Source organism: Egicoccus halophilus (genome assembly GCF_004300825.1).
GTDB lineage: Bacteria > Actinomycetota > Nitriliruptoria > Nitriliruptorales > Nitriliruptoraceae > Egicoccus > Egicoccus halophilus.
This window is the reverse complement of the sequence record NZ_CP036250.1, coordinates 2,670,273-2,692,178: the sequence shown is the minus strand read 5'-3', so window position 1 is coordinate 2,692,178 and position 21,906 is coordinate 2,670,273. Positions and strand designations below refer to the sequence as shown.

The window sequence follows — 21,906 nt, the reverse complement described above, 5'->3', positions numbered from 1 at the left end:
CGGTGGCGGATCCGACTTCCGAGGACCTCGAGCGTCTGCTCGAGCTGCAGGCCACCGACCATCGCGTGCGCAAGGTGCAGCACATCCTCGACGACCTGCCCGAGCAGCAGCAGCTGGTCGAGGCCAACGAGCGGGTCGCGGAGCTGCGACGGCAGCACGAGGACCTTCGCGTCGAGCTCGAGCGAGCCAACGCCGAGCAGCGGCAGCTCGAGCGCGAGACGGACGTGCTCATCGAGCGGCGCGACGCCGAGCGCGTCCGCCTCTACGACGGGTCGGTGACCAACGCCCGCGAGCTCAAGTCGGTCGAGGCCGAGGTCGACGCCACCGTGCGGCGCATCGAGGAGCACGAGGATTCCATGCTGGCGGTCATGGAGCGGCTCGATGAGCTCGAGCAGCGCAGTACCGAGCTGCTGCAGGGCGCCGAGGCCGAACGCCAGCGGATCGCCGAACTCGAGGTGACCCTCGACGAGTCCGCGAAGGACTGGCTGGCCGAGCTCGGCGAGCTGCGCGCGATGCGCGACCGGCAGGCCGCCGAGCTCCCCGGGCCGCTGCTCGAACGCTACGAGGAGGCCGCCCGACGCGGCGGCGGCACCGGCATCGGCCGGCTCGACGGCAACGCCTGCACCGCGTGCCGCATCGAGATGTCGTACGCCGACGTGGGGGAGCTGTACGAGGGTCCGGCGTTGACGAGCTGTCCGCAGTGCCGCCGGCTGCTCGTGGTCGCCGACTAGGCGAAGCGCCGCGCCCGTCCGGTCGCGGCCGCGACGGGTGGTGGTGGTCAGAGCACGCGGCCGTCGGCGGCGGCGGCTCGATCCAGGCCGGCGGCCTTGGCCCGCTCCTTGGCGCGATCAGCGGCCCGCAGCAGCGAGACCTCGTCGCCGGCGTCCTCGGGGTACCGCGCCAGGCCGTAGGCGGCGTGCACCTCGAACCAGCTCCCGTCGGGCAGGACGACCTGCTCGTCGTGCAGGCGGGTGACGACGTGCTGGAGGATGTCGCCGGCACGTTCGCGCTCCGAGCCGGTCAGGGCCATGGCCACCTCGTCGCTGCCGAGCCGACAGGCACGCAGTTCCTTGCCTGACGCGCGACGCAGGACGTGGGCCAGCACCCGAACGGCCTCCGTGCCGGTCGGATGTCCCCACCGCTCGTTCAGGGTGCGCATCCCGCGGATGTCGGCCAACAGGATCGTGAACGGCTCCTCGGCCCGGCGCAGTTGCGCCAGCTGGTCGTAGAACACCCGGACGTTGAGCAGACCGGTGACCGGGTCCTCCCGGACCGAGCGCTGGACCGCCTTCTCCTTGGCCCGAGCCAGATCCGTTCCGGCGGCCCCCACCACCGCCAGCCACGGCAGGGCCGCCGATCGCGCCAGGAACCCGATGGTGTCGGCCGGCGAGGGCTGCTGGGTCAGGTCGACGGCGAGGTGGGCGAGCGCCGCCGCGCCGGCGTACCCCAGCGCCGGCCGCACCCCGCCGGCCAACCCGGCGAGCAGGACGATCGGCGCCAGCAACCAGGCGACGTTGCCGTCACCGAGCGCGAGGTGCAGCCCGACGCTGACCGCGAGCGACCCCGCGAGGACGGCGATCCGCACGGGCCGCGGACGCAGCGCCGCGGCGGCCTCGGTCAGCCGCGTGCGGGTCGTGCCGGGCAGCGTCGGTCGTCCCACCTCGTCCTCGTCACCGGGTCGCGGATGTGTGGCCGGTCAGGGACCAGCGTCGCCTCCGGCGTCCCCGAGGGCGCACAGGAACGCGACCACGTCGTCGGGGTCCCGCAGGCGGCGACGTGCCACCGTAGCGCGCGCGGTGTCGGCGACCAGGATGCCGAGACCGTCACGGCGGTCGGCCTCCCGGAAGGCGTCCTCGTCGGTCACGTCGTCGCCGAGCACGAGCGGTCGTCGGCCGGGGGTGCGCTCGGCGATCCAGGCCAGGGCCCGCCCCTTGTCGACCCCGGCCGGTCGCAGCTCGACCACGGCCTTGCCGGCCAGGACCTCGAAACCGGGACCGTCCTGCCGCCGCTGTTCGAGCAGGTCCAGTACCTCGGGCAACGTCGCGTCGCGCAGGTCGTCGGCGACCCGACGGTGGTGGACGGCCAGGGAGGCGGTCTTGCGCTCGACCTGCCAGCCGGCGTCGTCGGGCAGGCGCTCGCGCAGGTGGGTCTCGAGCTCGTCGAGGACGCCGGCGACCGTGTCGACGTCGACGAACGCACTGGGTTCGCCCTCGGCGGTGCGTACCTCGGCCCCGTGCCCTCCCGCGTAGGTGATCGGCAGGCGCCCCAGACGCGCGTCCAGCTCGGCGATCGGCCGCCCCGAGACGACCGCGACCGGGGTGCGGGCGGCCAGCCGCTCCACGGCGGCGACCACCCCGTCGGCGGGCGCGGCGTCCTCCGGGCGCTCCACGATGGGGGAGAGCACCCCGTCGAAGTCCAGGACGAGCAACCAGTCCTCGACCGGGCCGAGTTCGTCGGCGAGCTGGATCGGGTCGTCGAGGTTCATGGTGAGGCGTGCCCCCGGGCGATGTCGGACAGTTCGTCGTCCACCCAGCGGAACACGTCGCAGGAGCGGACCGCCTCCGCCATCCGACCGATCCGTTGGCGGCGGTCGCCCTCGTCGAGCTGCAGCGCGGCGGCCATCAGGTGGCTGGTGCCCTCGGAGTCGAACGGGTTGCACCGCACGGCGTCCTGCTCGAATTCCTGGGCGGCGCCGGTGAACTCGCTGAGCAGCAGGGTCCCGGCCTCGCCGGCGGCGGCCTGGACGGTGACGAACTCCTTGGCGACGAGGTTCATCCCGTCCTTGAGCGGGGTGATGCACATCACGTCGGCGAGCCGGTAGTAGGCGGCCAGACGGGTGCGCGGCACCCCCCGGTAGAGGTAGTGCACGGGCACGTCGGACCCGGGTTCGGTGAACCGACCGTTGATGCGCCCGACCTCGGTCTCGACCTGGGTGCGCAGGTCCCGGTACTCCTCCACGTCGTCGCGGCTGGGGACCGCGATCTGCACGAAGGCGATCTCGCCCCGCAGCTCCGGGTGTTCCTCGAGGAGCAGCTCGATGGACTGCAGGCGGTGACGGATGCCCTTGGTGTAGTCGAGTCGGTCCACCCCGAGGAACACCTTGCGGCCGGCGAACTGCTCGCGCAGCTCGGCGAGCTCGCGCTCGGTCTCCGGGTCGTTGGCCAGGTCGCTGAACTCCTCGGTGTCGATCGAGATCGGGTGCGCCACCGTCTGCACGTAACGGCCGTCGGGCAGCGCCAGGGTGTCGCCCAGCGAGGTGATGCCCGTGAACAACTGCTGCACCGAGCGGACGAAGTTGTCCCGGTACCGGGTGGTGTGGAAGCCGATCGAGTCGGCGGCGAGCATTCCCTGCAGCAGCTGGTCGCGCCACGGCAGGCGTGCCATCAGCTCCGGCGGGGGGAACGGAACGTGCAGGAACAGCCCGATCGGGCTCTGCGGGCTGAGCCGCCGCAGCAGGTCCGGCAGCAGCAGCAGGTGGTAGTCCTGCACCCACAACAGCGGCGGCTCGTCGGCATCGGCGATCACCCGGTGGGCGACCTCGGCGAACCGGCGGTTGACCTCCTGGTAGGCCTGCCACCAGCTGCGGTCGATGACCGGTTGCACCACCGCGTCGTGGAACAACGGCCACAGCGTGCGGTTGGAGAAGCCGTGGTAGTGGCCGGCGACCTCCTCGGCGGTGAGCGAGACCGCGTGCAGGTCGGCATGCAGACCCTCGACGCGGCGGGGCACCGCGTCGGCGTCGTCGTCCCAGCCGATCCAGGCGCCACCCGTCTCGGCGATCACCGGACGCAACGCGGTCACCAGCCCGCCCGCGGAGGCCTCCCAGCCGTCCTCGGTCTGCGTGACCGGCAGGCGGTTGGCGACCACGACCAGTGGACGGCGTCGGACCTCGTCGAGCAGCTGCGGCGCGGTCATGACGGGCGCTCTCCTCGGGGTCGTCGCGGAGCCTAACGAGCCGACCGGCGAGTCCGCGCTCTCCGACGGCGGCCGGTCGTACCGAGCCTGCGACGTCGTTCAGGGGTCCAGCGTCGCCGACACGCGGGCGGCGAAGGCGGCCCGCAGCCGTTCGGTGACCGGCCCGGGAGCCGGGTACTCCACTTCGTCGTCGCCGTCGAACAGCACCGCGTGGACCGGCAGCACGGGCCGGGTCGCCGACACGACGAACACCTCGTCGGCGGCACGCAACGCGTCGAGGTCCGGCACGGTCCGGGCCACCTCGACGACCTCGGCCAGCGACCGGACGGTGATGGAGTCGAGGATCGGCAGACGCTGCGGGTCGGGACTCGACACCTCCCCGTCGTGCACCAGCACCACGGCGCCGCTGGGCAGCTCGTGCACCAGGCCGCCGTCGACGACCAGCGCGTCGTCGGCCTCCCGGGTGTTCGCCTGGCGCAGCGCCCACTGGTTGACCGCGTACGACAGCGTCTTGACCCCGGAGATGGCGGTGCGCCACGGTGCCTCGACCACGGCCAGGGAGATCGTGGCCGGCCAGGACACCGGACCCAGGATCCCGCGTACCGCTCCGCCGCGGGTCACGATCAGCCGGAGCGCGCCGTCCCGGGCGCCGAAGGCCGCGAGCAGGTCGGCGATCGCCCGATCGACCGGCGGCAACGGCAGGTCCAGGGCCTTCGCCGAGCGCCGCAGGCGTTGCAGGTGCGCGTCGCGGGCGTGGGTGCGCCCGCCGCGGACGAGCATCGCCTCGAACACGGCGTCACCGCGCAGGAAGCCCTCGTCGGTGAGCGGCACCGTCGCGTCCGCGGCGGGCAGTACCCGCCCGTCGACCCACGCGATCGCGCGGCCGCTGGCGGGTGGGACGGTCTCGGCCTGCTCGGAACTGGTCATGACCGCATCCAACCAGACCGGCAGGAACCCGACCGCACGCGCGTACCCGGTCGACCCGCCGCAATCCGGCGGATGGCGGAGCGGTGCCCGCGCCCGACGGGGGACTAGCGTGGCGAGCCGACCCGGAGGTGGCCATGGCGGCGCAGGCGGACACAGCGGTGCTCGACGGCCTGCGGGCGCTCGGGGAGGAACTGCCGTTCAACCGGCACCTGGGGGTCGAGGTCGTCGAGCTGACCACCGGGTGCGCGCGGACCCGTCTGCAGGCCGACGAGCGCCTGGCCAACCACGTCGGTGGGGTGCACGCGATCGCCGAGCTGGCACCGGTCGAGTTGGCGGGGGCGCTGGCAGCATCGGGACGGCTGGCCCCGTTGCTGGGGCGTGGGTACGTGCCCGTGGTCGGTGGGCTGACGGTGCGCTACGTCGCGCCGGCACGGGGAGTGCTGTACGCCACGGCCGACGTCGGCGAGGACGTCGTCGCACCGGCACTGGCGGCCGCCGACGCCGGCGAGCGCCCCCGCGTGGAGGTCGAGGTCGCGGTCACCGACGCCCAGGACACGACGGTCGCGTCGGCGTCACTCACGTTCGTCTACCTCGAGATGGCCGCGACCTCCGGGTGAACCCGACGGCCGGCGTGTGTCCGTCCCGAGCCGCGCGCTACCCTGCCTGGCTCGGGAGGAGTCGGCCAGGCGGCCGCGCCACTGACCTCGGTCAGGGTGAGGAAAGTCCGGACTCCTCAGGGCAGGGTGCTGGGTAACCCCCAGGCGTGGTGACACGTGGAAAGCGCCACAGAGAACAGACCGCCACGGTCCTCCGGGGTCGTGGTGAGGGTGAAACGGTGAGGTAAGAGCTCACCAGCACGGTGGGTGACCACCGTGGCTCGGCAAGCCCCACCCGGAGCAAGGCCAAGCAGGGACGACGGTTGCCCGCCCGTCGCACGGCGCGAGCCGTGCGGCACGTCCCAGGTGGGCCGCAACGAGGTGTCGGGAGACCGACATCCCAGAGAGATGGTCGCCACCGCCGGTCCGCCGGCGGAACAGAATCCGGCTTACCGGCCGGCTCCTCCCGAGTTCTCCCGTCGCGTTCCCGGTGGCCTCGCGGCGCGACGCGCGGGGGCGGGGTCGGGGTCGGGGTCGGGCACGGGTACCGTGGCGCGCCGAATCTTCGTGTCCTCGAGGACCTGCATGTCCGCTCCCGACGTCTCCGTCGACGCGCCCCCCCGGACGCACGACGACAGCCCGTTCGTTCGCGCCTGCCGCGGGCTGCCCCACGAACGCGTCCCGGTCTGGTTCATGCGCCAGGCCGGCCGTGCACTGGCCGAGTACCGCGCCATCCGTGAGCAGCACACGTTCGAGCAGGTGGTGCACACGCCCGAACTCGCCGCCGAGGTGACGCTGCAGCCGGTCCGCCGCTACGGCGTCGACGCGGCGATCCTGTTCTCGGACATCGTCACCCCGGTGCAGGCACTCGGGCTCGGCGTGGAGATCCGGCCCGGCGTCGGGCCGGTCGTCGAGCAACCGTTCCGGCAGCCGTCGGACCTCGACCGGCTCCGTCCGCTCGAGCCCGAGCACGACCTCGCGTTCGTGCTCGAGACGGTCGACCTGCTGGTCCGGGAGCTGTCGGTGCCGCTCATCGGCTTCGCCGGCGCCCCGTTCACCGTCGCGAGCTACCTGATCGAGGGAGGGCCGTCGAAGTCCTACAGCCGCACGAAGGCGCTGATGTACGGCGACGAGGCGACCTGGCACCGCCTGATGGAACGCCTCGCCGACATCACGCTGGCCTCGCTCTCGGCCCAGGTCGCGCACGGTGCCAGCGCGGTGCAGCTGTTCGACTCCTGGGCGGGGGCGCTGCACCCGGACGACTACGTCACCTACGTGCTGCCCCACAGCCGACGGGTGCTCGCCGAGCTCGGCGCGCTCGGGGTGCCCCGCATCCACTTCGGGGTGGCCACCGGTGAGCTGTTGGGCGCGATGGCCGCCGGCGGGGCCGCCGACGTCGTCGGGATCGACTGGCGGGTGCCGCTCGCCGAGGGACGGCGACGCGTGCCCACGGGCATCGGCATCCAGGGCAACCTCGAACCGGCCGTCTGCCTGGGCCCGTGGGAGGGTGTCGAACGGCGCGTCCGGGACGTGCTCGCCGCCGCCGACGGCGCCGTCGACCACGTGTTCAACCTCGGTCACGGGGTGCTGCCGGCCACCGACCCCGCGGTGCTCCAGCGGGTGGTCGAGCTCGTCCACGGCGAAGGGCGCGTCGGCGACCACCGCGGCACGGGGGCGGAGCCGACCGATGGCTGAGCTGGCCGTCGCTCTGCTCGGCGGCACCGCACTCACCGGCCCCCTGGCCGAACGCACCGGCGCGACCGTCGTGGGCACCACGCCCGACGACCACCTCGAGGTCGCCGCCCGGCTCGGTTCGGACGCCGAGCTGGTGGTCGGGATGGCGGCGGTGCCCTGGCCGGTCCTGCCCGACCTGCATGCCGAGGGCTCGGCGACGCTGCCGGCCTACGCCGGGGTCGTGTCCTGGTACGCCCTGCCGCAGCTCGCCGACGCGTTGGCACAGGCGGTCGCCAACGGCGCGAACGCGGGCGCGCACGTGCTGGTGACCGCCCCCGACCCGGGGGAGGACGTCGAGCCGCAGGACCTGATGTTCCTGCGCGAGGTGGCCGCCGCGATCGAGGCCCGCGTCGACCTCCCGCACCGCTCGATCGCCTGGCGCGGGACGACGCGCAACCCGACCGCCGTCGACGCGCTCACCAGCGTGGTCCAGGCCCACGGTCGGCGCGACGTGGTCGAGTGCCCGGTCGCTCCGGGCACGGGTGCCGATCCGACCCTGGCCGCCGCCGCCGAGGCGCTGGGTGCCCGGCTGACCTGCGTCGACCTCGGCCGGGCGACGCAACTCGACCTGCTCACCACCGTGGTGCAGACCGTGGCCGGGGTGGACTTCGACGACGACGACGAGCTCGGGACGTGGTCGTGAGCGCGGCCGCGCCGGACGGCTCGGCCGGGGCGCGCGGCCCGGACGCCGAGCGGCGACGCCGGGTGGCGATCGTGGGCGGCGGCATCACCGGACTGGCGACGGCGTGGCATCTGCGCGACGACGCCGAGGTCACCGTCTACGAGGCGGCGACGCGCCCGGGCGGGGAGATTCGCACCGTCGAGTTCGCCGATGCGCCGATGGACGTCGGTGCGGACGCCTTCCTGGCCCGCCATCCCGAGGCGGAACGCCTGGCCCGTGCGCTCGGTCTCGGCGACGAGGACCTGGTGGCGCCGGCGACCGGGCAGGTGCACGTGTGGACCCGGGGACGTCTGCGACCGCTGCCCGGCGGCACGGTCTTCGGTGTGCCGACCGACCTGCGCGAGGTGGCCCGCAGCGGGGTGCTCTCGCCGGCCGCGCTGGCGCGGGCGACCCTCGAGCCGCTGCTGCCCCGACGCGAAGGGCCCGGCGACCGCAGTGTCGCCGACCTCGTCGCCCGCCGCTTCGGAACGGCGGTGGTCGACGCCCTGGTCGAGCCGCTGCTCGGCGGCGTCTACGCCGGCCGTGCCGATCGGCTGAGCACCGAGGCGACCGTGCCGCCGGTGTGGGCGGCCGCCACCGCCCACCGGTCGCTGACACGCGGCCTGCGCGAGCACCGGGCGGGGACGCGCCACGACGACCGGCCGGTGTTCCTCACCGTCCGCGGGGGCATGAGCCGTCTCGTGACCCGACTGCAGGATGCGCTCGGTGGGCGGGTGCGGCTCGCGACGCCCGTGCACGAGGTGGAGGCGGATGCGGCCGGCTGGCGGCTCCACACCGAGAACGGTCCGGTCGCGTACGACGAGGTCGTGCTGGCGGTCCCGCCGGCGGTCGCCGCCCGGCTGCTCGTGGGCGTGTGCGACGACGCGGCCCGTGAGCTGGCCGGGATGGCCAGCGCCTCGGTCGGCGTCGTCGCGCTGGCCTACGACCGGGACGCCGCGGCGACCGTGCCCGCCGGCAGCGGCCTGCTCGTCCCCCGCTCCGAGGGGCGGCTGATCAAGGCCGCGACGTTCAGCTCCCGGAAGTGGCCCCACCACGGCGAGCGGGAGCGGTTCCTGCTCCGTGCCAGCGTCGGACGGGTCGACGACGCGAGCGCGCTGGAGCTCGACGACGACGAACTGGCCGACCGCGTGGATGCCGAGGTCCGCGCGGCGACCGGGATCCTCGAACCCGCCGAACAGTGGTTCGTGCAACGTTGGCCCGCGGCACTGCCGCAGTACGACGTCGGCCACCGCGCGCGCGTCGAGCGGATCCGGCACGCCCTCGCGGCCCGGCCCGGTCTGCACCTGGGCGGGACGGCGCTCGACGGGCTGGGCATCGCGGCCCGCGCCCGGGACGCCGAGCGGCTCGCCGCCGCCGTCCGCACCCGCTGACCCTCGTCCGCCCGCGTCGGGTGCCGGAATGCCGGAGTGCCGGTATGCCGGCGACGCTCAGGCGGGGACGGGCTCGAGCAGCTCCGGGCCCTCGTTGCGGACGTTGTTGACCCGATCGACGATGGGGGTCGCCGTCAGACGTGGCGGGGCGAGCGCCGCGACGGCGTCGACGAGGTGGGGCGCCTCGTCCTCGGAGGCCGTCAGCCAGTCCGACCACAGCCGGCGCGGCAGCATCACCGGCATCCGGTCGTGGAGCTGCTCCATGCGCCCACCTGCGGCGGTGGTGACGATCGCGGCGCTGAACAGCGGTGCGGCGTCCTCGACGGACGGATCCCGCCAGACGGTCCAGATCCCGGCGAACGCCAGCGGCTCGCCGTCCGGGTCGGCGATGTGGAACGGTTGCTTGCGGTCGCGGTCCGGTCGTGCCTGCCACTCGTAGAACCCGTCCGCCGGCAACAGGCAGCGTCGGCGGCGGAACGCGTCGGCGAACATCCGCGTGGACGCGACCGTCTCGATCCGCGCGTTGATGGGCTGTCTCGCGCCCGTGAGCTGGCGGGTCCAGAACGGCACGAACCCCCACCGCAGCGTTCCGAGACGGCGCGTGCCGTCCTTCTCGATCACGCCGTAGACGTCCTGCGTCGGTGCGACGTTGTAGCGCACCGGCAATGCCTCGGTCCGCACCTCGTCGACCTCGAGGTGTGGCGCCAGGTGTTCCGGCTGCGACAGGGACAGGAAGCGACCGCACATGCGTCCCACCGTAGCGGTCGCTCGACCTCCTTCTCCGGAGCGGGACCGACAGCTACTCTCGTGGGTCGGCCGGACCGAACCCCACCCTGCCATCGACCAGGAGACGCGGCCGTGTCCGAGGACGCGCGGGACATCGCGCAGCGCATCGTCCGCGAGGTACTCGACGCCCACCGCACCGAGCCGACCGGAACCGACCCGCTGGACGGTGCGGCCGGGACCGTCGACGCGGCGGTGTCGCCGACGACGCACGCCGATGCCACGGCCACCCCGGACGCGATGGCGGCCGCACGCGACGACGACCCGGCACGACGAGCCGCCCGGCGCATCGTCGCGGAAGTCCTCGCCGCCCACGCCGAGGCCACCCGACCACCGGTCGGGGACGACCACCCGGCGGTCGCCGAGGCGGAGCAGGCGGGTCCGGCGTCCGCCAGCCCCGTACTGCAGCCGGTGCCTGGTCGCCCCGCGGTGGTACCGGCGGTCCCGCCCGCCCCCGTCGTCGAGGCCGAGACCGACACGGCCGAGGACGCCTCGGCAATCGCCCGCCGGATCGTGGCCTCGGTCCTGGCACAGCAGCCGACCGACGTCGTCACCCGCGCCCGTCCGGCGGCGCCGGATCCGCTGCCGGATCCGCTGCCGGGTCCGGTCGACGAGGTCCGGGCGGTGCAGGAGTCGCCACGGCCGTCGGCCGACACGCCGTCGGCCGACACGCCGTCGGTCGACACGCCGTCGACCGGCCTCGTCGCGCGGACGCGCGAGACGCCGGCCCTCGAACCGCTCGAGGACCTGTTCACGTCGAGGGCCCCGATGTCCGCCGACGCCGCGGGTCCTTCCGCCACGGCGCCTGCCGGGACCGCCGCTGACGTCGCCGAGCCCGCCGCCGACGTCGCCGAGCCCGCCGCCGCGGCGGTCGCGCACGGTTCGCAGGCGTTGGGGGTGGCACGTCGGCGGCGGGACCGGAAGCGCGCGAGCGACGCCCGTCGGGAGCGTGAGGTGGCGCCGGCGGGTGAGCCCGAGGTGCCCTCCGGCTCGGATCCGGTCGAGGTGCCGCCGGTCGCCCCGGCGTCGGCGCTGGCGGACGAGTGGCCGGAGCCGGCGGCGCCGAGCGGTGGCGTGCTGCCGCCGGCGGTCGCGCGCGGTTCGCAGGCGTTGGGGGTGGCACGTCGGCGGCGGGACCGGAAGCGCGCGAGGGACGCCCGTCGGGAGCGTGAGGTGGCGCCGGCGGGTGAGCCCGAGGTGCCCTCCGGCTCGGATCCGGTCGAGGTGCCGCCGGTCGTCCCGGCGTCGGCGCTGGCGGACGAGTGGCCGGAGCCGGCGGCGCCGAGCGGTGGCGTGCTGCCGCCGGCGGTCGTGCACGGTTCCCAGGCGCTCGGCGTTGCGCCGTCATCGGCATCGGAGGCCGCAACGGTCCCGGGTGACCGTCGCTCGGACGGGTCCGGGCAGACACGGACACCGCCGGCCGAGGAAGCGCCCCTCGTCGCGACGACCCGGGATGCGGGCCCCACGGCGTCTCCTGCGCCGGAGACGCCGGAGACGGCCGAGCTGGCGGATCCGCACGCCCCCGTGACGCCGCACGGCTCCCTCGCCCTGGGCGTGGCACCACGAGCCGAGTGGGATCCGCCGCTCGCGCCCCCGACCTCCGCGCCCCCGACCTCCGCGCCGGCGACGGAGAAGCCGGCGACGGAGAAGCCGGCGACGGACGAGCCCGGAGCAGGGACGACCGAGCCCGAACCGGCCGTCGCCGAGCCCGAACCGGAACCGGTGCCCGTGGCGCCGCGGCGCGCGCCGCTCGAGGCGGTGGTCGCCGTTCCGTCCGCGACGGAGGACGCACCGAGCCCGGCGGACGCGTCGGACGACGCTCCAGACCGCCGTCCGGGCACGGCCTCGCCGATGACCGAGGACACCACGGGCGGCCTCGCCGCCGTGGACGTCGACCCCGACGACGAGCCGGTGTTCGGCATCCCGGTGACCGGCCCGCCCCGACGTACCGGCCGCTGGCTGTTGACCAGCATCCTCGGGGCGGTCGCGCTCGCCGTGCTGCTGCCGATGGCGATCGCCGCGCTGCGCGATCTCGTGGCCCTGTCCTGACCCTTCCGACGCCGCGCGGTTCCGGGTGCCGCTCGACGCGAGGTCAGGTCGCCCAGGCGTCGGCGTACCAGGGTGGCTCAGGCGGCACCGGTCCGGGAGCCGGGAACCGCTCCTCGGCCTCGTCGGTCAGGTCGAGCGTGAAGATGACGCCCAGGCCGCCGGGGAACATCACGTCGAGGTCCGGTCGACGCACGAACCCCGCTCGCTCGTACATCCGGTGCGCGCGGGTCATCCAGCTCATCGACGAGATGAACAGGCGGTGGCGCCCCTGTTCGCCGGCCCGCTCACGGCAGGCTGCCACGAGCCGCGGGCCGACCCCGCGCCCCTGGACGTCGGGGTCGACGGCCAGCACACGGAACCCACAGTCGCCGGGCGCCGGCTCGGGGCCTTCCCACTCCCCGTCGCCGGGGACGACATAGGTGACGGTGCCCACCACCTCGCCGTCGACCTCGGCGACCAACAACGCCGAGGACGTGTCCAGGCGCAGCCGCGGGTCGGCGAGGAAGGTCCGGTACGGGCCCTCGATCGTGCCGAAGCGGTCGTAGGCCTCGATGGTCAGGCTTCCGACGCGCTCGGCCTCCGCCAGACGCATGCCGCGGATGCGGACCTCGGCCGGTCCGCGCGAGGCGACGGTGGCGACGAACACCCGGTGCCGCAGCTGCAACGGCACGGGCTCGGGCAGCGGACGGCACCCGTCCAGCCAGTGCGCCAGGACCTCGTGCGCCTCCGACGCGTCGCGGAAGCCGATCGTGGTGTCGAACACTTCGACGGCGAAGCCGCGGTCGGCGAACCAACCCAACGGCTCACCCCCGGCGCCACCACACATGCCGGTCACGTCGTCGTCTCCGGCCGAACCGACCAGCACGATCGGGGCGCCCGGTCGAACGACGCGGTGCAGCTCGGCCAGGCCCCGCGACGGGTCGAGCGTCGAGGGGCGGAAGTAGTCCCCGGTCGCGAAGGCGCCGTCGAGGCTGCCGTCGGCGAAGGGCAGCTGGCCGGCCTCCCCGACGACGACCGTGCCCGCGGGACGGTCCGATGTGGGCCGGTCGTCCCCGGCGCCCGCCACCAGCGCCACGACGCGCCGACGCCGGCCCTGGAGACGTGCGGGGAGGGCACCGTCGGCGAAGGCGCCGATCCCGAGCACCGTGGCGTCGAGCGGCAGCCGGGCATCCAGGCAGGCCGCGACGGGGCCGGTGGGGTCGCTCGCCGTCCTCGTGAGCGGGTCGGCGACCGAGACGTCGGTGCGGGGCAGTGGTGACACGGGCGGGGAAGTCCTGGCGGCATCGAGCGAACGAGGCCGCGCAACCTATCGGCGCACGTGGCACCGACGGTCACGGTCCCGCGCGCAGCTCCATCTCCAGGACCTCCTCGAGGTCCAGCAGCATGCGGTCGAGCAGCTGCATTCGCTCCCCGCAGCCATCGGTCTCCAGCACCCGCTGGGCGTCGATGGGGCTCAGCGGTGCGACCACGGCGGCCTGCCAGCAGGCGACGTCGAGGTCGTCGGAGAGTTCGACGGTCGGCGGGACGCCGTCGTGGCCGAGCTCGAGTTGCAGCGCGAGGATGCGCCGCAGCCGCGGAGCCAGCGTGTCGCGCAACGCCACCGCCGGTGCCGCGGCCCGTTCCTCGGGCAGGTCGGTGACGGTGGCGAGCGGATAGGGCGACTCGGTATCCCATCGATCGACCCGGAAGCGGCGGGTGCCCACGCTCAGCACCAGCCAACGACCGTCATCGAGTCGTTCGGCGCGAAGGACGCGAGCGACGGTGCCGACGGCGTAGCGCTCGTCGCCGCCACCGACCTCGTGGCCGCGTCGGATGAGCACGACACCGAACTCCCGGTCGCCCTCGAGCACGTCGTGCATCAGTGACCGGTAGCGGGGCTCGAAGACGTGCAGCGGCAGCACCATGTGGGGCAGCAGCACGGTCCCGAGCGGGAACATCGGCAGGGGGTTCAGTCGGCATTCCTCGGCGGGGTGGGGGACCATTCGTGGCCGGAGGCCCGCCCGGGTCGCCGGTGTGCGATCGCCACGCGGCGGGCGGGCGGCAGCGTACGGTGGCCCGGGGACGACGCCGACGCGTCCCTCCGGTCGCTGGCGCGGCCGACGCCGGGCTGATAGGACACGTTCATGAGCACCCTCGATCCGGACACCGTCGACCAGGCCCTGCGCGAGCGTCCCGGCTGGTCCCGCGACGGGGACGCACTGGTGCGCCGCCTGCAGTTTCCCGACTTCCCCGCTGCCGTCGCGTTCGTGACGCGGGTCGTGCCACTGGCCGAGGACGCCAACCACCATCCGGACCTGGCGATCTCGTACCGACGGGTGGAGGTGCGCCTGTCCAGCCACGACGTCGGGGGGATCACCGACCGCGACCTGGCTCTGGCCGAGCGTATCGACGCGGTGGTCGAGGACGGGGAGGACGCCGGTCCGCGTTGACCGGCGCTCGTGGACCGGTCGTCGTGCCGACACCGCATCGGCGCCCCGGCGGAGCCGTCGACGCACGGATGCGCTGCCGGGCACCTGCCGCCGGCGGGAGCAGGAGGACGAGGTGAGGGTCGTCGTCGCCCCGGACGCCTACAAGGGCACGGCGACCGCGACCGAGGTGGCCGATGCACTGGCCCGTGGCTGGCGACGTCGACGTCCCGACGACGAGGTGGTGGTCCTGCCGCTGGCCGATGGCGGCGAGGGCACCGCCGAGGTGCTCGCCACGGCGCACCCCGGAGCCCGGTCCGTACCGGCGCACGTCGATGGTCCCGATGGCCGCCGTCACGAGGCGGCCTGGCTGGCGTTGCCCGACGGTACGGCCGTGGTGGAACTGGCCGGCGCCTGCGGGCTGCCGTTGCTGGCTGAGCCGGATCCGCTCGGTGCCGCCACCACCGGGCTCGGCCAACTGAGTGCCGCGGCGCTCGACGGCGGTGCCACCCGGTTGCTGGTGACGCTCGGCGGTTCGGCGTCGACCGACGGTGGTACCGGGGCACTGGCCGCGCTCGGTGCCCGGTTCCTCGGGCCGGACTGGCGACCGCTCCCACGCGGCGGCCGCGCCCTGCACGCCCTCACGCGGATCGACACCGCGGGTCTGCGCCCCCCGCCACCCGGCGGCGTCGACTGCCTGGTCGACGTCACGGCGCCGCTACTGGGCCCGAACGGGGCGGCGCGGGCGTTCGGGCCGCAGAAGGGCGCCGATGCCGACCAGGTCGAGCAGCTCGAGGCCGGCCTCGCGCACCTGGCGGCGGTGACGGCGGCGCACGTCGACCGGTCGGCCGACGCCACGTCGGCCGGACCGATCAAGCACCCGACGGATCTGGTGACCGCGCCCGGGTCCGGAGCGGCCGGTGGCACCGGCTTCGGCCTGGCGGCTCTGTGGGGAGCTCGGTTGCGGCCCGGTGCCTGCGCCGTTGCGGACGCGGTCGGGCTTCCCGCGCACCTGGCCGACGCCGACGTGGTGGTCACCGGCGAGGGCGCCTTCGACGCCACCTCGCTGCAGGGGAAGGTCGTGGGGGCGCTGCTGGATGCGGTCCCATCGCGAGCCAGGGTCGCCCTGGTCGCCGGGCGGCTGTCCACGCCACCGCCCACCCGCGTCGCCACCTCCCGGTCGCTGGTGGAGCTGGCCGGCGGTGAGGCGCCCGCCATGCACGAGCCGATCCGCTGGCTGGTGCGGGCCGGGGCCGAGCTGGCGGCGAGCGGATGGCACGGGGACGGAAGTGCGGCTGACCCCGGTCGGCGTTGACGTGCCCGGCCCGGGTGCCGGTCTTCGCCCGAGTGGAGGCGCCGTGGTGCGGACGCGCGTCGGGATGCCGTCGCGGTCGTCCACGGTGGCTAGCGTTCGGTGCACCACGCGGAGGTAGCGGCGCATGCAGGTCCGGGTCGATGGCAAGGTCGGGTTGGTCACGGGCGCCAGCCGGGGGATCGGCGAGGCGATCGTGCGTGAGCTGCTCGACGCAGGAGCGGCGCGGGGGTCGTGATCACCGGGCGACGGGCGGAGACCCTCGAGCCGCTCGCCGCGGACCTCGGGGACCGGGTCGTCCCGGTGGTCGGCAACGTCACGGACGGCGAACACGCCGCGGACGCCGTGCGGGCCGCCGTCGAGACGTTCGGCAGTTGCGACCTGTTGGTCAACAACGCCGGTACGAACCCGGCGGCCGGACCGTTGACCGACGTGGACCTCGGAGCGCTCGACAAGACCTGGGAGGTCAACCTGCGCGCTCCGCTGTTGTGGGCGCGGGCGGCCTGGCACGGTTCGATGCGCGAGCGCGGCGGTGCCGTCGTCAACATCGGGTCGGTCGGTGGGCTGCGGCCGAGTCCGGTCATCGGCGCCTACAACGTCTCCAAGGCCGCCCTGCACCACCTGACGCGGCAACTGGCGCACGAACTGGCACCGACGGTGCGGGTCAACGCGATCGCCGCGGCGGTCGTCAGGACCAGGCTGTCCGAGCTGTTGTGGTCCGCGGACGAGGAGGCCGCCGCGGCCGCGCACCCGTTGGGACGGCTCGGGGAACCCGAGGACGTCGCACGTGCCGTGACGTTCCTCCTCTCCGAGGCGGCCTCGTGGGTCACCGGCGTCGTGCTGCCGGTCGACGGCGGGACGACGGGGGCGTCGGCCGGACTGGCGGGCTGACACCGCGTCCGCAGCGCCACCGCGCGTTCACGGACCGACGGGGTCGCCGACCTCCACCGGCCGCGGCAGTGGCACCTCGAGGCAGCCGTGGTCCGCGCCGACGGCGGCGAGTCCGGCGCGGTCGCCCGCGCCGAGCACGACCGGCCCCTGCCCCGGGTGGACCGACATCAGCTGGTCCTCGGCGGTGACGTGGGCGAGGCCGACGAGGTGACCGAGCTCGTGCAGGATCGTCGCGCCCCAGGCATCGGCGCGGTCCCGGAACCCGGACCGGAGGTCATCGCGGTCGCGGTTGAGGACCACCTGGCCGGTGACGTAGACGCGCTCGCCCGGGCGCCCGACGGCCACCGGCACGGCCAGGCCGCGGTCGGTGTCGCGCAGCGACAGTCCGTTCTCGTGCGGCGTCGCCCAGGCGACCAGGACCGGCGCCCACCGTGGGCCGTACCGCTCCGGCTGGTAGGGGGGGCGGCGACCCGCCGGCCGCTCGTCGGCCTCGCCGATCACGCGAAGTGTCAGGCCGGTCGCGTCCGCGATCGCGGTCACGGCCCGCTCCAGGTCGTCCTCGGCGCCGGCGGGTGCTCCCTCGCGGGCGACGACGAGGTCGATCGGGGTGCACGGGTCCCAGCGGATCGGTCGGCCGTCGTCGTTGTACTCCCAGACCGCGTAGCCGCTGGCGGCCTCGATCCCCGACGCGGCATGGTGGGGCGCCTCGACAAGGTTCGCGGACGCGGCGCTGCCGCCGTCCAGTCCGTGGCTGACCCCGACCGCGGCGACCGCGAGGCCGGCTGCCAGCGCAGCGAGCGCGAGCAGCAGCACGCCGACGAGCCGGGGCCCCGCCGGGGCGTCGGCGTCGGTCGGCGTCGTCGGCGCCGGAGGGCGGCAGTCGGTCTGGTCGGCCACGGTGCCGGACGGTACCGCGAGTAGGGTGCGGGCAGCCGACCGCGAGGATGGTCCGTGCAACGGTTGCGGTGGGTGGACGCCGAAGGCAGGCGCCTGCCCGTGCTCGTCGGCGGCGATCCCGCCGCGCCGCCGGCCGTGCTCGTGCCCGGACTCAGTGACGGGTTGACCCCCGTGAGCCTGCCGGCCACGCAGGCGTTGCTTCGCGAGGTGCCCCTGCCGCTGCGGCACTTCTTCGCCATCGCGGTCTCCTACGGCGACCGGCAGTCCGACGAGCCGCCGCCGTCGACGGCCGACCTCGCGGACGAGGTCGCCGGTGCACTCGAGCAGCTCTCGGACCGGCCGGCGTGGCTGCTGGCGCACTCCATGGGGGCGATGGTCGCGCAGCACCTCGCGGCGACGCGTCCGGACCTCGTCGCCGGCCTCGTGCTCTCGGCCACGACCGGTGTGGCCGACGAGCGACTGCGCACCGTCCTCACCGAGTGGCAGGACGCGGTGGTCGCGCGCGACTGGACCGGCTTCGCCCGGGCCGCCCTCGACGCCTCCTACACGGGCCGGGAGCACGCACGACGTCAGGTGCTGCTGCGTGCAGCGCCACCGCCCGGCCATCCCGACGACCGGATCGCCCGGCACGTCGCGCTGACGGCCGCTGCGCTCCACCACGACGCGCGCGAGGTGCTGGGCGACATCGCCCGACCGACGCTGGTGCTGTCGGGGGAGCACGACCCGCTGTGTCCACCCGACGCCGGCCGCACCCTCGCCGCGGCGATCCCGGGCGCACGCTTCGCCGTCCTCGACGGTCTGGCGCACGGGTTCCCCGAACAAGCCCCACGGCGCTTCGCGGGGCACGTGCTCGATTTCCTGGCGGCCGCCGGTGCCCCGGGGATCGGGTCGGCACCGTCGTCCGCCGCTCCCCGCTGAGGAAGGTCGCCGACATGTCCCGTCTCGTCGTGGTCACCGGAGGCTCGGCCGGTCTCGGTGCGGCGCTGCTCGCCGCCGCACCCGCCGGTGCCCACCGCGTCGACGTGAGCCGTTCCGGACGCGCGCCGGCCGGCGGGGAACATTGGCCGTTGGATCTGGCGGACCCGGAGGACTGGACGACGTTCGCCGAGGCGTTCGCGCGGACGGTCGCGGACAGGAGCTGGGAGCGGATCACGGTCGTGCACAACGCCGGCACCATCGAGCCCATCGGGTTCGTCGGTGAGGTCGACACGGCGACCTACACCCGGCACGTCCTGCTCAACAGTGCCGCCACGCAGGTCGTCGGGCACGCCGTGCTCGCGGCCCTCCGCGACCTGCCGATCCGCCGGGAGCTGCTGCTGATCTCGTCCGGCGCCGCGCGGACCGCACGTCCCGGCTGGGCTGCCTACGGGGCCGCGAAAGCCGCCGGCGACCACTGGGTACGTGCCGTCGGGCAGGAACAGGCGCAGCGGGGCGGGTGTGTCGTGCTCGCCGTGGCGCCCGGGGTGGTCGCGACCGGCATGCAGGAACGCATCCGTGCCACCGACGCCGAGGACTTCCCGGGCGTGGAGCGCTTCCGGCGTCTGCACGAGGACGGGGCCCTGCTCGCACCCTCGGACGTCGCGCCCCGCCTGTGGGCGCTGCTCGACGATCCGTCGGTGTCGAGCGGTGACGTGCTCGACCTGCGCGACTTCGCCTGACCGTCCGGCGCCTCGGTCACGCGGTCGCGTCCGGTCGAGGTTCCTCGTCGTCCGCGGCGCCGGCGCCGGTCGCGTCGCCGCCCTGCGTCTCGGCCGGCTCGGTCGGCCCGGGCGTCGGCTGCGGCTCGGTCGGGGACGGCGTCGGTGTCGGTGCGGGCTCGGTCGGGGACGGCGTCGGCGTGGGTGTCGGCGTGGGTTCCGGCTGGGGCTCCGGTTCCGGTTCGGGTTCCGGTTCCGGTTCGGGTTCGGGCGCCGGTTCGGGCTCGGGCTCGGGTTCGGGCGCCGGTTCGGGCTCCGGTTCCGGCTCGGGCTGCGGCGCCTGCTCGACGCAGGGTTGGCCGTCGGCGTTGGTGAGGTCCTCGCGCACGTCGGGCATCGGGTCGGTCCCGGGCGCCGGCGGGTCCGCGAAGGTGTAGCCCGACGGGCAGGAGACGGTCTCGTCCTGGCGCTCGAGGTCCGAGAGGTCGGGGGCGGTGAAGTCGACCACCTCGAGGCCCTCGACGGCCTGGCGCATGTACTCGCCCCAGACCGGTGCGGCGAGCCCACCTCCGGTGGCGTCGCCCTCGATGGGGGTGTTGTCGGCATTGCCGAACCAGACCGCGGTCGCGACCTGTGGGACGTAGCCGACGAACCAGGCGTCCTGGTTGTTCTGCGTGGTGCCGGTCTTGCCGGCGACGGGACGGCCGATCTGGGCGGACTGCCCGGAGCCGTTCTGCACCACGCCCTGGAGCACCTGGGTGACGCCGCGGGCCACGTCGGTGTCCACGTCGGGTTGGCCGTTGGTCGACGCCTCGTAGACCACGGTGCCCTCGGCGTTCTCGACCCGCGTGACCAGGTGCGGGCGCACGTGGGTGCCCTCGGCGGCGTAGGTCCCGAAGGCGCCGGCCATCTCCAGCGGGGTGAACGAGGCGACGCCCAGGGTCAACGAGCGCACCGGCGACATGGTGTCGCGGCGCACCACCTCGCCGTCCTGTGCGACCTCGCGGTTGATCGGCAGGCCGGCGCGGCGGGCCGCGTCGATGACGCGTTCGCGCCCGACCTCCTCCTGGATCAGGTAATAGGTGGTGTTGGTCGACGACGCGGTGGCCTGCAGCACCGTCTGCTCGCCGGGGCTGCTGCCACCGAAGTTGCGGATGCGGACCGGGTCCGGGTCGGTGGGCTCGGTGACGTCGATCTCGGCCGGCGCCGGGTAGCGCGAGTCGGGGGCGTTGCCGGCTTCGAGGAAGGCCTGCAACGTGAAAGCCTTGAACGTCGAGCCGACCTGGCGCGCCGAGCGGTAGGCGTCGTTGCGCGGCTGGGCGGCGAAGTCGGCGCCGCCGACCAGGGCCATGACCCCACCGGTCGCCGGGTCGAGCGAGACGATCGCGCCGGTGTCGGTGGGGCCCTGCTCGACCGCCTCCGTGACCGTCTGCTGCGCCAGCTCCTGCATGCGCGGGTCGAGCTCGGTGTGGATGCGGTAGCCGCGGAACAGCTCCCCGGCGACGAAGTCGGGCAGCTGGGCGAGCTCGCGCTGGACCCCGTCGAGGAAGTAGGCGTTGGGGCCGAGGTCCCGGCCACGACGCTCGATCACCTCGGGGAGACCGGCGGCGCGCAGCTCGTCGTGGGTGGCCTGGTCGATCCAGCCCTTCTCGAGCATGCCGGCCAACGACACGCGCCGACGCGCCTCGGCACGCTCGGGATTCTCCCGCGGGTCGAAGTTCTCCGGCGAGGCGATGACGCCCGCGAGCGTGGCGGACTGGTTGACGGTCAGTTCGCTGGCAGGGACGTCGAAGTAGCTGCGCGCTGCGGCCTGGATCCCGTAGGCCCCACGGCCCCAGTAGATCGTGTTGAGATAGAACTCGAGGATCTCGTCCTTGCCGTACGCCTGCTCGAGCTTGAGCGCGAGCGCGGCTTCCTCGACCTTGCGGGCGTAGGTCTGATCGGCGCCGACGGCGGCGTTCTTGATGTACTGCTGGGTGATGGTCGAGCCGCCCTGCTGCACGCTGCCGGCGCGCACGTTGGTGAACAGGGCACGGGCCACCCCGGTGACCGACACCCCGTGGTGCTCGTAGAAGTCGCGGTCCTCGACGCCGAGGACGGCGTGGCCGACGTGGTCGGGCAGGTCGGCGATGTCGACGTCCTCGCGTGACGCCTGGTCCGGGCCGGCGAACCCACCGATCTCGTCACCGTTGCGGTCGTAGACCACCGAGGCGTCGGCGGCGATGTCGTCGGGAAGCGGCACGCGGGAGACGATGAGGAAGAAGGCCAGCAGCGCGACGGCGCCCAGCAGCAGACCCGGGAACACGAGCAGCGCCGCCCACCAGCGGCGGTACCAGGGCTTCTTCTGCTTGTGCCGCTTCGAGCCGCGGGGCGTGGAGCCCGTCGGGCCCGTCGAGCGCGGCGGCGTGGAGCGTGTGGCCACGGAGCGTCTGGTCCTCCAGGAACGCGCCGCGGCGAGGACACCACGACGTCGGCCTTCCTACGGTACCCCGCGGCGCGCGGCGCAACGCCCTGCGCAACCAACGGGTCGCGTCGGGCCGCGCTGGTCGCGCGTCGGGCAGGAGACTCCTTGAGTTTCCCCGTGGCCCGCTCCCGGGAGCGGGGAGCGGACCACGGAGCTTCATGGGAACCGGTGACCAGTGCGCGAGCACCGACGGCGCCGGTCACCGCAGCTGGCTCGCGGTACCCCGGGCCGCCGCCGGTGACCA

The 21,906-nt window shown here is 74.5% G+C and carries 19 protein-coding genes, 1 other RNA gene and 1 pseudogene; 12 read left to right on the top strand and 9 right to left on the bottom strand.

Translation table 11 applies throughout. The features are described from left to right. Nucleotides 1–2: 2 nt before the first annotated feature. Nucleotides 3–731: a zinc ribbon domain-containing protein gene (locus ELR47_RS12080; protein WP_130650123.1), complete on the top strand. Its 729-nt coding sequence runs from the start codon at nt 3–5 to the stop codon at nt 729–731. Between the two features lie 47 nt (nt 732–778). On the opposite strand, the gene ELR47_RS12075 is transcribed toward ELR47_RS12080, so the two are convergent. From ELR47_RS12075 to ELR47_RS12060, 4 genes are all read right to left on the bottom strand, one after another. After that, nucleotides 779–1,660 carry a GGDEF domain-containing protein gene (locus ELR47_RS12075; RefSeq protein ID WP_130650122.1) on the bottom strand — a complete coding sequence of 294 codons (882 nt, stop codon included), beginning with the start codon at nt 1,658–1,660 and terminating at the stop codon, nt 779–781. 36 nt (nt 1,661–1,696) lie between these two features. After that, a complete protein-coding gene (otsB, locus tag ELR47_RS12070) occupies nt 1,697–2,485 on the bottom strand; it encodes a trehalose-phosphatase (protein WP_130650121.1) in 789 nt (262 codons plus the stop codon). After that, on the bottom strand, nt 2,482–3,915 hold the full coding sequence (locus ELR47_RS12065; protein ID WP_130650120.1) for an alpha,alpha-trehalose-phosphate synthase (UDP-forming): 1,434 nt from the start codon (nt 3,913–3,915) through the stop codon (nt 2,482–2,484). Before ELR47_RS12065 ends, otsB begins: the two co-directional genes overlap by 4 nt. A gap of 99 nt (nt 3,916–4,014) precedes the next feature. Then, complete coding sequence (locus ELR47_RS12060; RefSeq protein ID WP_130650119.1) at nt 4,015–4,842, bottom strand: aminotransferase class IV; 828 nt, start codon at nt 4,840–4,842, stop codon at nt 4,015–4,017. Between the two features lie 134 nt (nt 4,843–4,976). On the opposite strand from ELR47_RS12060, the gene ELR47_RS12055 reads away from it, so the two are divergent. The 5 genes from ELR47_RS12055 to hemG all read left to right on the top strand — a co-directional run bounded on the left by ELR47_RS12055 (nt 4,977) and on the right by hemG (nt 9,224). Continuing rightward, complete coding sequence (locus ELR47_RS12055; protein WP_130650118.1) at nt 4,977–5,459, top strand: PaaI family thioesterase; 483 nt, start codon at nt 4,977–4,979, stop codon at nt 5,457–5,459. Between the two features lie 57 nt (nt 5,460–5,516). After that, nucleotides 5,517–5,906: RNase P RNA component class A (rnpB, locus tag ELR47_RS12050), an RNA gene on the top strand. A gap of 117 nt (nt 5,907–6,023) precedes the next feature. Further along, the gene (gene hemE, locus ELR47_RS12045) at nt 6,024–7,133 is read left to right on the top strand and encodes a uroporphyrinogen decarboxylase (protein ID WP_130650117.1); all 1,110 of its coding nucleotides are present in this window, start codon (nt 6,024–6,026) and stop codon (nt 7,131–7,133) included. Further along, nucleotides 7,126–7,815, top strand: coding sequence for a hypothetical protein (locus tag ELR47_RS18400; RefSeq protein WP_165404037.1), 690 nt, complete (start codon nt 7,126–7,128; stop codon nt 7,813–7,815). Before hemE ends, ELR47_RS18400 begins: the two co-directional genes overlap by 8 nt. Continuing rightward, nucleotides 7,812–9,224: a protoporphyrinogen oxidase gene (hemG, locus tag ELR47_RS12040; protein WP_165404036.1), complete on the top strand. Its 1,413-nt coding sequence runs from the start codon at nt 7,812–7,814 to the stop codon at nt 9,222–9,224. Before ELR47_RS18400 ends, hemG begins: the two co-directional genes overlap by 4 nt. A 57-nt stretch (nt 9,225–9,281) precedes the next feature. On the opposite strand, the gene ELR47_RS12035 is transcribed toward hemG, so the two are convergent. After that, complete coding sequence (locus tag ELR47_RS12035; protein WP_165404035.1) at nt 9,282–9,971, bottom strand: SOS response-associated peptidase; 690 nt, start codon at nt 9,969–9,971, stop codon at nt 9,282–9,284. Between ELR47_RS12035 and ELR47_RS12030 the strand changes: the two genes are divergently transcribed. Then, complete coding sequence (locus tag ELR47_RS12030; RefSeq protein WP_165404034.1) at nt 9,933–12,056, top strand: hypothetical protein; 2,124 nt, start codon at nt 9,933–9,935, stop codon at nt 12,054–12,056. The two genes, ELR47_RS12035 and ELR47_RS12030, sit on opposite strands and share 39 nt — an antisense overlap. A gap of 43 nt (nt 12,057–12,099) precedes the next feature. Here the strand turns inward: ELR47_RS12030 and ELR47_RS12025 are convergent, their stop codons facing one another. After that, nucleotides 12,100–13,317, bottom strand: coding sequence for a bifunctional class I SAM-dependent methyltransferase/N-acetyltransferase (locus tag ELR47_RS12025; RefSeq protein WP_130650113.1), 1,218 nt, complete (start codon nt 13,315–13,317; stop codon nt 12,100–12,102). Between the two features lie 70 nt (nt 13,318–13,387). Next, nucleotides 13,388–14,038, bottom strand: a complete 651-nt coding sequence (locus tag ELR47_RS12020) for an LON peptidase substrate-binding domain-containing protein (protein ID WP_205745230.1) — start codon at nt 14,036–14,038, stop codon at nt 13,388–13,390. 141 nt (nt 14,039–14,179) lie between these two features. Between ELR47_RS12020 and ELR47_RS12015 the strand changes: the two genes are divergently transcribed. The 3 genes and pseudogenes from ELR47_RS12015 to ELR47_RS12005 all read left to right on the top strand — a co-directional run bounded on the left by ELR47_RS12015 (nt 14,180) and on the right by ELR47_RS12005 (nt 16,664). After that, a complete protein-coding gene (locus tag ELR47_RS12015) occupies nt 14,180–14,485 on the top strand; it encodes a 4a-hydroxytetrahydrobiopterin dehydratase (protein ID WP_130650112.1) in 306 nt (101 codons plus the stop codon). 112 nt (nt 14,486–14,597) lie between these two features. Continuing rightward, nucleotides 14,598–15,776, top strand: a complete 1,179-nt coding sequence (locus ELR47_RS12010) for a glycerate kinase (protein WP_205745229.1) — start codon at nt 14,598–14,600, stop codon at nt 15,774–15,776. 124 nt (nt 15,777–15,900) lie between these two features. Beyond that, nucleotides 15,901–16,664: pseudogene (locus ELR47_RS12005) on the top strand (SDR family oxidoreductase). Between the two features lie 27 nt (nt 16,665–16,691). Here ELR47_RS12005 and ELR47_RS12000 read toward each other — a convergent pair. Next, nucleotides 16,692–17,561 (bottom strand): zinc metalloprotease, encoded by an 870-nt coding sequence (locus ELR47_RS12000; RefSeq protein WP_130650110.1) that lies wholly within the window; start codon nt 17,559–17,561, stop codon nt 16,692–16,694. Between the two features lie 54 nt (nt 17,562–17,615). Between ELR47_RS12000 and ELR47_RS11995 the strand changes: the two genes are divergently transcribed. Together ELR47_RS11995 and ELR47_RS11990 are read left to right on the top strand one after the other, a co-directional pair. Continuing rightward, nucleotides 17,616–18,479 (top strand): alpha/beta fold hydrolase, encoded by an 864-nt coding sequence (locus tag ELR47_RS11995; protein WP_130650109.1) that lies wholly within the window; start codon nt 17,616–17,618, stop codon nt 18,477–18,479. 14 nt (nt 18,480–18,493) lie between these two features. Next, nucleotides 18,494–19,219 carry an SDR family NAD(P)-dependent oxidoreductase gene (locus ELR47_RS11990; RefSeq protein WP_130650108.1) on the top strand — a complete coding sequence of 242 codons (726 nt, stop codon included), beginning with the start codon at nt 18,494–18,496 and terminating at the stop codon, nt 19,217–19,219. Between the two features lie 16 nt (nt 19,220–19,235). Here the strand turns inward: ELR47_RS11990 and ELR47_RS11985 are convergent, their stop codons facing one another. Further along, nucleotides 19,236–21,620: a transglycosylase domain-containing protein gene (locus tag ELR47_RS11985; RefSeq protein WP_130650107.1), complete on the bottom strand. Its 2,385-nt coding sequence runs from the start codon at nt 21,618–21,620 to the stop codon at nt 19,236–19,238. Between the last annotated feature and the right edge of the window lie 286 nt (nt 21,621–21,906).

What these genes read in the sequence shown, in the direction of transcription:
- ELR47_RS12020 (WP_205745230.1), bottom strand. Translation starts at nt 14,038, where the DNA reads ATGGTCCCCCACCCCGCCGAGGAATGCCGACTGAACCCCCTGCCGATG.
- ELR47_RS12060 (WP_130650119.1), bottom strand. Translation starts at nt 4,842, where the DNA reads ATGACCAGTTCCGAGCAGGCCGAGACCGTCCCACCCGCCAGCGGCCGC.
- ELR47_RS18400 (WP_165404037.1), top strand. Translation starts at nt 7,126, where the DNA reads ATGGCTGAGCTGGCCGTCGCTCTGCTCGGCGGCACCGCACTCACCGGC.
- ELR47_RS12055 (WP_130650118.1), top strand. Translation starts at nt 4,977, where the DNA reads ATGGCGGCGCAGGCGGACACAGCGGTGCTCGACGGCCTGCGGGCGCTC.
- otsB (WP_130650121.1), bottom strand. Translation starts at nt 2,485, where the DNA reads ATGAACCTCGACGACCCGATCCAGCTCGCCGACGAACTCGGCCCGGTC.
- ELR47_RS12065 (WP_130650120.1), bottom strand. Translation starts at nt 3,915, where the DNA reads ATGACCGCGCCGCAGCTGCTCGACGAGGTCCGACGCCGTCCACTGGTC.
- ELR47_RS12015 (WP_130650112.1), top strand. Translation starts at nt 14,180, where the DNA reads ATGAGCACCCTCGATCCGGACACCGTCGACCAGGCCCTGCGCGAGCGT.
- hemE (WP_130650117.1), top strand. Translation starts at nt 6,024, where the DNA reads ATGTCCGCTCCCGACGTCTCCGTCGACGCGCCCCCCCGGACGCACGAC.
- ELR47_RS12035 (WP_165404035.1), bottom strand. Translation starts at nt 9,971, where the DNA reads ATGTGCGGTCGCTTCCTGTCCCTGTCGCAGCCGGAACACCTGGCGCCA.
- ELR47_RS11990 (WP_130650108.1), top strand. Translation starts at nt 18,494, where the DNA reads ATGTCCCGTCTCGTCGTGGTCACCGGAGGCTCGGCCGGTCTCGGTGCG.